We start from the raw sequence: 14,688 nt of genomic DNA on the forward strand, positions 1-14,688 counted from the left end.
GAAAGTCAATTCCGTTTTGAGAGCACGAATCAAGAGGGATATAGTTATTGTTATTAGACGATGACAACGCTTACAAATTGCAAATAGGAGGTAATGAGAATGCTTCAAGCAAGTGCAACTAAGACTTATAAATGGATGGCCCTGGTATTAGCGGTGATAATGATTTGCACACCAGTTTTATCGATACCGTCAAAAACTTTTGCATCGACGGAAACAAACTTCTATGTTGATGGCACGAACGGAAACGATTCTAACAATGGTCAGTCCACATTGGCAGCTTTTAAGACGATCCAAAAAGCTGCCAATGTTGCGGTTTCTGGCGACAAAGTCAAAATTATGGCCGGTGTTTACCGTGAAACAGTCATACCTAAAAGTGATGGGGTGACGTTTCAGAACTACAATGGTGACAAAGTTACCTTGTCCGGAGGTGATTTGGTCACTGGATGGACGCCCACAGCAACAAATGCTGCCATCTATTCGGCACCTATGGGTTGGGATTACAATAACGGTTATGGCAATATTGTCTATTATACGGATGCCAGTGGGAATACCACATCGTTGAGTCCGGCAAGATGGCCTAACATCCCGGACAGTAAGATGTTTGACAAGACAAAATACGCAAAATATACATCCAATCCTAGCAGTCCTGTTGCAACAAACGGAGGAGCTAATTTACAATTTAACAGCGTTGCGGTTAGTAGCTCGTACACGGTGCCTTCTACAATAGCAAATGATTTGCAAGGGGCTTTGCTTGTTTCCTCGGTAAATAATGGATTCGTGGTGTACACCGGAAAGATTACGGGTAACACCGGAAATACCTTGCAGGTTGAGTGGCCTTACACGGCTTCCGGTTACTATCCACAAAGCGGCAATCCAGGTTTTGGTTTTTATATCACTAACTCTTATAATGCATTGATTCATGATGTGGCAAATCCGGTAAGTGGCGTACCTACAGCAGTATGGTACAAGGATGTTGCGAACAAAAATTTGTATGTATCTGTACCAGGTGGAGCGGATCCAAATACTGGGACTATTGAGGCGAAGAGTAGAGAGTATGTTTTCGACTTATCCAGTCGTACAGGTATTACCATCAGTGGAATTAATATACGTTCTGCCGGTATCAACTTTGCGAATTCCAGCTCCAACACATTCAAGGGCGCTACCATTGAAATGGTCGATTCCACTAACCAACCCTTTGCTGCTAATACAACTTTGGGTGGTTTTGTTTCTGGCTTTACATTGGATGGCGACCACAACACCGTTCGCGATTGTGAAATTAAAAATATGTATGGATTTGGGATCATTGTCAAAGGCCATGATAACAATGTGATTAATAATGACATTCACGATTTTAATCGTTATGGACTTTATGCCGACGGTATAAACGTTAATGGGTACAATCATCTGATTAGTCATAACAGTGTGTACAACGGAGGACGTGCTGCCATTGGCGGTTTTTTCACCAGTTCAATATTCCAGTACAATGACATACATGATTGTATGAAGATTTCCTATGACGGCGGTGTGTTTTACGTCTCAAACAGCGATTTTGGCAGCTCAGAGATCCACCACAATACCGTGCATGATACTGCAGGTGAAGGCATTTATTTCGATAATGTGTCCTTCAATGCCGCGGTTTATAACAACATCGTTTATAACGTTAGTGTGGGTTTCCTAATCAACACCCCCAATGAACGCATGATTTTGTTAAATAATACGGTATACAACTGCCCTACAAGTCTTAGCAGCTGGGGTGCTGCCTATGATGGAACAGGCTCTTTCGGAACCACGGTCGTCGGCAATATTTTTGCGGCAAATACTTACAACTCTCAGACCTCAGGTGGCTCCTTTGAACAATTTAATACCATAGGTACTAGTTCAGCTCTTGCTCCTATGTTTGTAAATGCTGCTGGCAACAATTTTGCTTTGAAGAACCCGAACGACTACCGTAGTGTTGTGTTACCCGGTGTTACTGACGGATTCACTTCCACTTACCCTGTCATGGGCGCTATTCAGCCCGGAGTGACATGGAAAGCGGGAAGCGACTTAGCCAATGCTGCCAATATCAATCCAACTTTCCAGCTTCATAATATTCCTTACAAGCAATTGCTTGTAAATGGCGGTTTCCCTACTGGTGATATGAGTGGTTGGACTACCACCGGCTCTCCTCAAATCGTAACACAAAACGGATGGGATTTTAGAACCAGCGGTTTGATAAGAAGTGGTTCTTACGGTGTTGTCCTGAACGATGGAGATAAGATTTCCCAGACGGTTACAGGGCTGAAACCAAACACCACTTATAACGTTAGTGTTTGGGGTAAGGTAATGGGACAACAGGTATTGGCAAGCACCATGGATACCGCCGCAAGCACACCTGTTACGAATACGAAATACCGTTCAATGAATAGTTACATCATTCCGGGTACGACGACTACCCTAAAATTCAATCAAATTAATTTTGGGTCCTCTGCGCTGTACAACTCCGTGTACTTTGGTACAGTCGCTAATTCCAGTACCGGTACAATTAAAATGTATATTGATAGCCCTACTACGGGTACTCTAGTTGCCACGGATACAATGAACTTAGACACAGCACAAAATGGTCAATGGTTCTATAGAAGAAGTATACCGCTTTCTTCGGTAGCAGGGACGCATGACGTTTATTTGGTATTTTCTAACACCAATCCAGCGACGGCTATCAATTGTTATTTCGGTGACTTTACATTATTTAATTCTAACCCTAATCCTGCTACGGACAGCCTTGTATTGGGAGCTAGCGGATTTGATAACAGTGGTACTCCAAAGACATTAAGTAAAAGTACCATAAATGCTGGCAATAACGTTGTCGGTGCAGGAAGTCGTCCTGACCATTTTTCCTTTACAACAGGGTCAAACAGTACCAGTGCTACCATATATGCAACTAAAACTGGTGGCGGCGGATTGAGAGGTTATGTGGATGAGTTTGGTTTGGCAGAGAGTACAACCACAGCTCCTGTTTATCAATCCTTAAACGCATTGGAGGGCTTTGAAAACGGATTGGGTAACTGGGTAGCATCAGCAGGTTCTAAATCGACTTCTACAGCAGTGAAGCATTCCGGCAATAACAGCTATATTGTCAATGAAGATGTTGATAACATCACTCAAAATTTCGAAACTAGCTACAACAAAGTGGTTACGATGTGGTTTTATGACAATCTCAACAAGACGAACGTGCAAATGGCAGCGTTTGTGGATGATGGGGTAACGAATCGGGCAATCATGGTTAATACACCGACTTCGACAACTAAATATTCATTGCGACTAAGTGGTGGAATTACGGCAACAACCGTAAACAGAAGCCTAGGCTGGCATGAGTTCAAGTGGGACTATAGCTCTGGTACGAAACTGGATATGTATATCGATGGGATACTCATTACACCACCGGCAGGCGTGACTGGCGTGACTAGTTTCAACAAGATAAGAATAGGAGATTTTTGGTCTGGAAATCCGAACACCGTGTATTTTGATGATATCAGTATCAAAGATGCCAATAGTAAGCCTGTTGGCGTAAGCTCTGAATTGACGACTCCGCAAAATAGAGCTATTAGCGGAATTTTATCTGCAAGCGATGCAAACGGAGATCCGCTGACTTACAGCATTGTGAGCAATGGTACGCAAGGAACGGCAGTGGTTACGAATCCGTCAACTGGAGAGTTTACGTATACGCCAAACCCTGATGTGATTGGCTCAGATACATTTAGTTTCATCGTAAATGATGGAGTTGTAAATTCAGATGTCTCCACAGTGACGGTTCGCATATTGGATATTACTTCGCCTGTGACGACGGATGATGCGCAAAGTGGTTGGCATCAAGATGCACAGACGATCCAGTTAACAGCAACGGATGAAGGCAGTGGCGTTGCGCAAACCTTTTACAGCCTAAATGGTAGTCTGTTCGCAGAAGGAAATACGGTTCAAATTGATGAAGAAGGCTTGAATGAGCTCAATTATTACAGCATCGATGCTGCAGGCAATCAGGAAACTCAGAAATCAGTAACAATCAAAATCGATAGAACCGCACCTGTCATTACAGCAGCAGTGACAGCTGCCTCTCCTGATGGACAGAATGGGTGGTATGTAGATGAGGTGACGGTAAGCCTAGCTGCCGAAGATACTTTATCAGGCGTGGCCACAATGGAATACAGCGTAGATGAAGGCGCTAACTGGCAAACTTACCAGGCACCGGTAACCATAAATCAAGATGGCAGTTATATCATCATGTATCGATCGGTTGACAACGCGGGGAACGTGGAAACAGCACGGAACATCTCGTTCAATCTGGACGCACACATGCCGAGCGTTACCATCTCTTCGCCTGTTAAAGACAATAGCTATAACGATTCAGGGGATTTAACGCTGCAATTTAACGTGACCGATGATTTGTCAGGAGTGGATAACAACTTGACAACTGTTACACTAGATGGCATGACTGTGCAGCAAGCAACAACGATTCCGCTCTATTCGTTAGCGCTTGGCACACACACGCTTACAGTGACATCGAGTGACCTGGCGGGGAATACGCAAAGTGTGACGGTGACATTCCAGACCATCACCAATATCGATTCTTTAATGGCATTGGTAACTCGCTTCAGCGGTAACAACGGGATTGATAACGGCGGAATTGCTAATAGCTTACAGAAAAAACTCGAAAAAGGTAACTTGAATAGCTTCATAAATGAAGTGCAGGCTCAAAGCGGCAAGCATATTTCAAATGAGGCAGCAGCCTATTTGCTTAGGGATGCAAATTTCTTACAAAAATAGTGTGATTTTATGATGTTTCAAATGGAAAATTAACTCTATAGCTTTCAGCAGCAGGAGCCATTGGCTTCTGCTTTTTCTCTTTTTGTTGGAGTCATATTTTATGTCGAGAAAATCAATTTAACGTCCATATCTTTATTTTGTCTCCCTATTCATATAGACCACTGTTTCATAAAATTAAAGATATAAATGAAAGGTGGTGATCAAACGATTGTTGGTTGGTGAAAGAGCTTTAAAAATTTAACTAAGGAGGAATGACAATGACATCCAAGTTAGTACAAAACTTTTGGCTCGGAAAGAAAGCGTTTACAAGAAAGGTGGGAATGATTCATTTCATCTGCTTGATCATCTGTTCCTTGTTCGTCGGTTTAGCTCCAATTCAAACAGCACACGCTGCCGTGCAGGATACGTTCTATGTTTCACCAACAGGCAACGACACAACAGGTAACGGCTCATCCGGGAACCCTTGGGCGACTATTGAGAAAGCCCGAGATTATATCCGCACCAACAGTCTTAATGCTAACATGACGGGTGATATTGTCGTGTACGTAGCAGCAGGTGACTATTATGTCACCAGTACGATCCAATTCACAGAAGCAGATTCCGGCTCAAACGGGTTCAATATCATCTACAAAAATAAGGATGCTGTAGGCAGCGCCAAATTGATTGGTGGTCAACCAATTACAGGCTGGACTCTGCATTCAGGAAACATTTATAAAGTCAATGTGGGAACAGGTTGGAGGTTCGACACCCTATACGAGAATGGCACTAGGGCGATTAAAGCCCGTTATCCGAATTATACGCCAGATGCTAACTATGTCACAGCAAAAGCACCGTATCTTTATAGTGAAAATAGTAATTCCTCCACGGTACTCCAGTATAAATCAGGAGACCTTGATCCAACTGGCTGGGATTTGACAGATGCACAGTTATTCGTCTGGTCACTTGGACCTGCTGCCTGGTTCACAGATACGGTTCCTATCAGTTCCATCAATACCTCAACTAGACAAATCTCATTATCTCAATCTACGCGCTATTTGAATAGAGCCAACTCGCGATATGTGATCCAAGGGGCACTGGCGCTTCTTGACCAACCTGGTGAGTTCTATCTGGATACGACGTCTGGTTATTTATATTACTGGTCAAAAAGATGGATCAATCTCGCAGCAAACCATCATCGCACCTAAAGTGAAAAGCCTCATTTCTCTTCAAGGCGCTTCGGAAAGCAGTCGCATACATCACGTTCAATTGGATGGATTAAGCTTCCAGGACACTGATTTTACGGACTGGTACAGACATGCTTGGCCGAATAACGGCGATTCTGGAGAAGGCCACACGTTTCCGCAATATGACAGGCAGATGACTATGCCGCAGCACCGAACAGGGATGCTGTTATTGCAAAATACGGACCATATTGCGATTACCAACTCACACTTCCGTAATTCCGGTTATTCGGCTGTCTACATGCTGTTTTACAACCAGAACAACACCGTCAGTGGAAACTTGATTGAGCATGCCGGACATTCGGGAGTTATTCTTGAAGGCAAGTACCCGGGTGAAGGCGATGTAAGCAAAAATAACCTCATAACGAACAATGTCATTCATGATGTAGGTGAATTGGTCGGTAATGGTAGCGGCGTATATTTGATGAACAGTGGAAGCAATGAGGTTTCGTACAGCGAAATCTACAATTCTCCTCGCTACGCAGTTGCCTTTGACACTTATGTGGGCATCGCTACAACAAATATTTATTTAAAGAACAATGTGATGAAATATTTAAAGATTTCTAATACGTCTCAAGACAGTGGAGATACGGCTTCCATCTATTCCTGGGGTCGTAGTGCAGCTGCTAACACAGTGGATCAAGTGACCATTGATCATGTGTATGCTGATCCATCCATGCAAGATTATGTCCCGAACGGCTTGTTTATGGACAATGAATCTTCAGGTCAAGTATTCAGTAATATGAAAATAACCAACACGCAGGGTGTTCCTTACCGTACGAACTCCTCAAGCGGTCATACCCTTACCAATGTAAGCTGGCAAGCAGGATTTAACGACTCACTGATGGATTATGCGAATATCGGCATTAAAGCAAGCTTCCCTTATGCGGTCACACCTCTCGGTTTAACGACTTCATTCACGGGATCCCAAGTGAACTTGTCCTGGCTAAATGTGAACAATGCCTCGAGCTACGACGTATTGCGTTCAACGGTGCAAGGCGGCCCTTACACAACGACTGTGTGCAGTGCGGTAACGACGACGACCTGCGGTGATGCAACGGGTACACCCGGAACTACTTATTATTACGTAGTGAAGTCACGAACTTCAGCTGGTTTGACCAGTGGAAATTCCAACGAAGCTACTCAGTTGTACAAGGAATTAGTCTTTGATGGATTTGAAAATGGACTTACGAGTTGGACTGCGGTTAAAGGAACTGCGTCTACGAGTACCGCTCAAGCTCATTCCGGCAGCAATAGCTACGTGATCAATCAAGATACGGATGTGATTACGCATTCATTCAGCACGAACATTAACAAAATCGTAACCCTGTGGTTCTATGATGATGCTAGTGACACGTCTATGCAAACGATGGCCAAGGTGGACAACACCATATGGAGCGACGCTACGGTATTCAGAGGTTTAGGCGTGAATACCCCTACATCGACCACCAAATACGTGACACGTATTAACGGTCCTATTACGGCAACATCAGTAACGCGTACCACGGGGTGGCACGAATTGAAGTGGGACTACACCTCAGGAACCAAAGTGGATATGTACATCGATGGAATACTGGTTGCTTCCCCGACCGGAGTGACAAACTTCAATCAGATCTCCATGGGTGACTGGTGGACTAGTAATACCGGTACGGTGTATTTTGATGATATTAGCATCACCAATCCATTTAATGATGGCTTTGAGAGTGGGCTTAGCAACTGGACAGCTGCGAAAGGTACCAGCAGCACAAGTACGGCTCAGGCTCATTCTGGAAGTAATAGCTATATCATTGATCAAGACACGGACGCCATAACGCATTCCTTTAGTTCAAGTGAAAACTCAGTCGTGACCCTATGGTTCTATGACGATGCTGCTGACACGAGCTTGCAGACGATGGCCAAAGTAGATAATACGATTTGGAGTGACTCGCAGTGGAGAGGTTTAGGCGTGAATACACCAACCTCTACAACCAAATACGCGACACGTATTGGCAGCTCTTATGCGGCGACTTCCATATCTCGAACTACGGGATGGCATGAATTCAAATGGGATTACACCTCAGGCACGAAAGTCGACATGTATATCGATGGTGTACTTGTTGCATCTCCTACTGGAATGACGGAATTCAATCAAATCTCTATCGGTGACTGGTGGTCAGGAAATACAGGAACTGTTTATTTTGATGATGTGAATGTAATTCCTTACAGCATAATAGATGAAAAAAGTTACTTTAATTGATTTTAGTAACCTTTATTACTCAGAATAACAATTTAATATTATTATCTTTATTTTGACTCCCTATTCATAAGTAGTCCTATTTCGTAAAATTAAAGTAAGATCATTCATAGAAAGGAGTCATTGTAAGTAATAGCAATGGCTCCTTTCTACTAGGGTTAAGTAGCGAATGTCATATTTCATAAATAAAAAAGGGTGCTTCGCATATTCGCTCCAGAAATTGTCTTTCTATCTTTTTTTTATTATAAATCATACACGATTAATGATTATGGAACAGGGAGGCATGAAGTTGTATCTTTGAAAGCGGATACATCTAGGCATAACAACGAAATGTGAATCAAAGACTTAGGAGATGAGAGAACCATGACTAAGACAAAGGGCAATGACGGCAATGCCGTACAAGACCAACATCAAATGATCGGAGCTGCAAGTACGCAGATTGAGGGGGAATTCGTAAGCAATTCCCATTCAGGTGCGCAATGGTTCAAGAAAGCGGGGCTCGGATTGTTCATCCATTGGGGGATCTCCAGCGTTCACGGGGATTGCGAGCACTCGTGGGGGAAAACGCCCTGGGATCCAAGCCCTAACCGAGTGAAACCCGAGGATTACTTCAAATTGGCGGAGAAGTTCAATCCTGAGAACTACGATCCCGATCTATGGTTGAAGCCCGCTGCCGACGCCGGCTTTACTTACGCCGTGCTGACGACGCGCCATCATGACGGCTATACGATGTGGCCAAGCCGATACGGTGAGTACGGAACCCGAACACACATGGACAGCCGCGATTTGGTACGTCCGTTCGTCGAATCATGCCGACGCAACAACTTGAAGGTAGGGCTCTATTATTCTCCACCTGATTGGTATTACAACAGAGCGAATATGTCTTTTGGATATAAACACAGTAAAGGGGAAGGACCGGCGTTGGGACTTGGGCACGAACCTATTGAGCTGCCCGCCAAGCCGGAGGGCTGGGAAGAGCAATACCGGCAATATGTCCGAGGGCAAATCACCGAACTTCTCACGGAATACGGCGAAGTCGATATCATCTGGTTTGACGGCGGATTAGATGTGAAAGACGCGATCTCAATCGAAGAAATCCGCAAACTGCAGCCGGGAATCATCATCAGTCCGAGAATGCATGGCGTCGGAGATTTTATTACTTCCGAGTGTTACAACTGGGTGAAAACCATCACATCTAAGCCCAAGGAAATATGGGAGCATTGCGACGTTTGGAGTAGTCATCCCACGGGAATATGGGGATATACACATAAGAGTGAGGCCTACAGACCAACGGCTTGGATGCTGTCTCTTCTGTCCCGCGTACGCGCATGGGGCGGCAACTTCCTGATTAACATAGGCCCCAAGCCGGACGGCACACTGCCAAGTGACGTGCTCGTACGCTTTGATGAAATAAAGCAATGGATGAGCGCACATCGTCAGGCAGTCTTCGGCGTGGAGAGCGATGATTATCAGGAGTACAGCAGTGTTCCCGTAACGAAGCGTGGCAACATCTGGTACCTGCATCTTCTGCCGGAGCACACGGGTCCGGTTACGGTGGAATGCATTTCCAAGCCGACTTCCGTTCGACTGCTTCGTAACGGGCAAGATTTGACTTTTGCCTGGAACGACTCAGACCACCGATTCACTCTTGAGCTGCCTGCATCATGGAGCAGGGAGACAGTGGACATTGTGGAGCTTCAGTTATGATTTCGATACGTAACACAGGAGGATAATGTCATTGAGACAAAGGAGTCATTGTCTCATATTAGAGCAAGCATTGACTCCTCTTTACTATATGGGTGGCAGAGGCTGTTCGTGTTGTCCTGTTTCATGAGCAGCCTCTCACATATAAGTGTACTTATAAAATTAAGGATAGGGGGAACAAGTAAAGATTGGTTTAACTCTGCACAGACAGATATCTTGCAATAAAAGACAAGTTGAGGAGTGAAAGTATGACTAAAAAAAGTTGGCACATCATGATCTGTTTCAGTTTGCTTTTCGCATTATGTTCTGTGGATTTGACGAGATCGAATATCGCAAATGCTACGGGTAACATCTATTATGTCTCCACCTCTGGAGATGATAATGCGAATAATGGGTTGACGCTCGGGGCACCTTTTCAAACGATTCAAAAAGCAGCATCGTTAGCACAGGCGGGAGATACCGTATATATACGTGGAGGGACCTATAGAGAAACCGTAACACCAGCATATTCCGGTTCAGCAGGTAATCCAATTACCTTCCAAAATTACAACGGAGAGACCGTAAATGTAAGTGGTGGTGATTTAGTCACTGTTTGGACTCAGCATGCCGGATCCGTTTATAAAGCACCCATGAACTGGACTATCAATTCTGGGGATGGGGACATTATATATGTGGACGGTCAACCGGCCCATGAAGCCAGGTGGCCGAATGCCAGTGACCCTTTATTGAGATCAGGATTTGCTTCAGTCGACTCGGGTACGGGTTCAGCTACGGAGTACACCATTACAGATGCTGCACTATCTTCTTTTGCTCCTGGCTATTGGAACGGAGCCAAAGTATATGCAATAAGTGGACATGAATATTATGCATTTATCAGTACAATTACGAACCACGAAGGTAGTCCGACCAATAAATTACATTTCGCTCCATTTGCTTGGACCTCTTCCGGTTATTATCCTACTGGAGGAAATGAATATTATATTTTCCATTCGCTGAATGCGCTAGACCAACAAATGGAATGGTATCGGGATAGCGCTACGAATACCTTATATCTATGGGTACCTGGAGGGGACAGCCCGGCTAATCATATAGTTGAAGCCAAGAGTAGGAATTATGCGATTGACTTGTCCAATAAATCCTACATTACATTTTCTGGTGTAAACGCTTACGGGGCTCAAATTACGACAAATGGCGGCAGTCATAGTACCATTGCCAAAGCCATCATTGAAACAACAGATCTGGATTATTCATCTCAGAGCAGTCCGGAATTCGCTCGAGGTCAGGGCATCTTGCTTGGCGGAACCTACAATACTGTCCGTGATTCAGAAATTAAGAATATGTATGGAAATGCTATTACGATGTCTGGTTCACATAACAGCGTTATTAATAACTATATTCATGATGTCACTTTTGAAGCAAGCAATGCTGCTCCCATTCAAGCAGACGGAAGTAACCAATTGATCAGTCATAATACCGTTAATCGAGCTTCACGGGGTCTCATAAGAGGGTTTCCTAGAGCAAGTTCCATTCAGTATAACGATTTCAGTATTGCTAATTTGACAACAACAGATTCCGGGGTATTAGCACTTGGTAATGGGGAATACCAGAATACACAAATTCACCACAACCGGATCCATGATAACAAAGCGCCTTCATTCGCAGGTGGTTTATACGCGGATGCCTTTACCGAAAATTTGATTATGTACAAGAACGTTATTTATAACATTAATCCAGGGTTACTTTTAAATTCACCAAGTAACTTCAATCTTGTTTTTAATAATACAGTCTACAATGCGAGTAATTTACAAAATGGGGCACCTAATTCCTATGCCGGTGATACGTATGGGGATAAAGTCTATAACAACATCATAAGCAGTGTTGCAATTAGCGGCGAGGCCGATGTAACCTCCAACCAAATATTTACCAACTGCTCGTATGTGAATACGGCTTCCTACGATTTTCGTCTTCAGTCTGGCTCAGCGTGCATTGATGGAGGCAGAGTGATAGGGGGAGTAACAGATGGGTATGTAGGAAATCAACCAGATGTTGGGGCATTTGAATTTGGTGGCGTCGATTGGACAGCCGGTCATAACTTCTCGAGTCCTCCCAATCCGACGTTTGCACTCAACGAGATTGAATATAGCAATAGAGTAAATGATGGAGGCTTCGAGTCTGGTACTTTAGCCTCTTGGACATCTGCAGCTGGCTCGCCTTCCTTAGCTACAGGAGCATCTTGGGATTATAAAACGAACTCGATGAGCCGGATGCATAAGAAAGCTGCGTATCTAGAGGCAGGAGACAAGATCGAACAAACAATAACGGGACTTCAACCGAACACCAATTATGTCTTCTCGGCTTGGGCCAAGATCAACGGATTAACAACGCAAGCAGAAGACTACAGTAGTGGCAGCGGCAGCGCACATTGGGATTATACAAACGGCGATTTTAGAGTCTATCGAGATGCTAAATATGTGGGTCCTATGCAAAATGACGATTACCTGGTTTTCAATAACATCGACTTTGGTGCCACTGCCAAATATAATAAATTGTCCGCAGGAATCAATACAACGGTTGACAGTGGAAGCATTGAAATTCGGCTAGGCAGTACGACTGGAACACTGCTCGGGACCGTAGACCTTGCCAATTACGATAGTATATGGAAATGGCAAGATACGGATATCAGCGCTGCAACAGGTATGCAAGACGTTTACCTAGTTTTCAAAGGAACAGGAAATATAGCTCTCTTTGATGGCTTTAAGCTTTGGAATTCAAATATGGCTGATGATGTAACGCTAGGTGTTACAAATTATGGAGGAACTGATGTTACGACATCTGTAAACTCGACATCGTGGGGATCAAGCGAATATCAAATCAAATTTACGACCGGTGCAACGAATACTAGCGCAACCGTATATGTGAATAAGCCGGACGGTGATTACTCAGCATATATCGACAATGTAGGATTGCTTAAAGACCACTTTATAACGAAGACTGCGCTTGAGGATGACGGATTTGAATCCGGCACAAGCAAGTGGGCTACCGGAAGGGGAACTTCAACAACGACTACGGCAGAGAAGCATCTTGGTGATTCCAGTTTCCCAATAAATGATGATACAGAAGTTATTTACCAGAAGGCTACTTCAAAGGTGAATAAAGTCGCAACGCTTTGGTTCTACGACGATGCAGCAGATACGTCAGTAAGAGCACAAGCACGAGTTGACGATGCTGCTAACTGGAATGAAAATGGAACAACATGGCGTTCAATCGGCGTTGATACGAATTATTATCCCGATCATTATTTCTATAGAATCGACGGAACTCTGACGAATTCTAATATTGCCCGCTCAACTGGCTGGCACGAATTCAAATGGGATTACACATCGGGTACGAAAGTGGATATGTATATCGATGGAACGCTTATTGCTTCGCCTGCGGGAGTGACTGCTTTTAGTTTGGTAGCAATGGGCGATTGGTCGGGGTCATCGATTACAGGCAACGTCTATTTCGATGATTTTACGACTCAGTCCACAGCTCTTATCAATGACGGATTTGAATTCGGCTTTGGCAACTGGACGATCGGCAACGGTACCGCAAGTAGCAGTACTTCAGTCTATCATGGAGGCAGCAAAAGCTACGCAGTTGATCAAGATATGGATGTTATTTACCAAAAGGTTAGTTCTAGCGTTAATAAAATCGCTACGCTTTGGTTTTATGATGATGCAGTAGATACAGGAATGAAAACATTTGCACGAGTTGATAATGGTACATGGAATGATAGTACGGGTTGGCGTGGAATCGGCGTGGATACGCCTACCTCTGTCACTAATTATGTTTATAGGGTCGGTGGTACTGTTAAGGCAACTACTATTCCCCGTTTAAGCGGCTGGCACGAATTCAAATGGGATTACACATCGGGTACAAAAGTGGATATGTACATTGACGGAACATTAATTGCTTCCCCTACAGGGACTACTGCTTATAGTATGGTAGCCATGGGGGATTGGTGGAGGTCAACGTCAACAGGCGACGTTTATTTCGATGATTTTAAAGCTTATACGGTGGATTTCACTGACGGATTTGAATCCGGATTTGCCAACTGGACTACCGTTAACGGTACAGCAAGTACAGGCACTCCATTAATTCCTAAAGGAAGCTATAGCTATGAAGTTAATGAAGATATGGATGTTATCCAACATGCGATAGGTGCAACGACAAATCAAGTCGGTGTAGTGTGGTTTTATGATGATGCAACCGATAATAATTTGAGAACATCGGCTTTTGTCGACAAAGGCACGTCATCCACGCAAGTCGGATTAGGTGTAGATACGCCTACATCAACTAGTAAGTATGTATACCGCGTTGGCAGTACGAACACAGCGACCACTATCGACCGAACAACTGGTTGGCACCAGTTGGTTTTCGATTACCGCTCTGGCACTGATGTCAAATTATACATCGATGAAACACTGGTTAAGACGTCCACGTCTCAAACGGGCTTTGACGTTATCCGATTAGGGGACTATTGGGGTGGTGGTTCGACGGGTACCGTTTATTTCGATGACATAAGTGTTCAGTCAGAATTACCTTAAAAAGAAGAAATATGAGTACATGCTGATTTGGTCGAATACTTCAAAAGGTTTAATTTTATTGTCAAAAAAACGAAATCCAGACATACATGTCGATAGCAGTATTTCCAACCAAGCTATCGATACGAGATGATCAATGCAGGAT

General features: G+C 44.0%; 5 protein-coding genes. All 5 read left to right on the forward strand.

Features of this window, described 5'->3' with window-relative positions:
- Positions 1–99: 99 nt before the first annotated feature.
- The 5 genes from QFZ80_RS08235 (at position 100) to QFZ80_RS08255 (ending at position 14,546) form a co-directional block, all read left to right on the forward strand.
- Positions 100–4,800, forward strand: coding sequence for an OmpL47-type beta-barrel domain-containing protein (locus tag QFZ80_RS08235; protein WP_307558297.1), 4,701 nt, complete (start codon positions 100–102; stop codon positions 4,798–4,800).
- A gap of 257 nt (positions 4,801–5,057) precedes the next feature.
- Positions 5,058–5,984, forward strand: a complete 927-nt coding sequence (locus QFZ80_RS08240) for a hypothetical protein (RefSeq protein WP_307558299.1) — start codon at positions 5,058–5,060, stop codon at positions 5,982–5,984.
- Positions 5,884–8,256: a right-handed parallel beta-helix repeat-containing protein gene (locus QFZ80_RS08245; protein WP_307558301.1), complete on the forward strand. Its 2,373-nt coding sequence runs from the start codon at positions 5,884–5,886 to the stop codon at positions 8,254–8,256. The genes QFZ80_RS08240 and QFZ80_RS08245 overlap by 101 nt, the downstream gene beginning before the upstream one ends.
- Before the next feature lie 360 nt (positions 8,257–8,616).
- On the forward strand, positions 8,617–9,960 hold the full coding sequence (locus tag QFZ80_RS08250) for an alpha-L-fucosidase (RefSeq protein WP_307558303.1): 1,344 nt from the start codon (positions 8,617–8,619) through the stop codon (positions 9,958–9,960).
- Between the two features lie 245 nt (positions 9,961–10,205).
- Positions 10,206–14,546: a carbohydrate-binding protein gene (locus tag QFZ80_RS08255; protein ID WP_307547540.1), complete on the forward strand. Its 4,341-nt coding sequence runs from the start codon at positions 10,206–10,208 to the stop codon at positions 14,544–14,546.
- Positions 14,547–14,688 lie beyond the last annotated feature (142 nt).

The sequence above is a fragment of the Paenibacillus sp. V4I7 genome, from assembly GCF_030817275.1.
Classification (GTDB): Bacteria; Bacillota; Bacilli; order Paenibacillales; family NBRC-103111; genus Paenibacillus_E.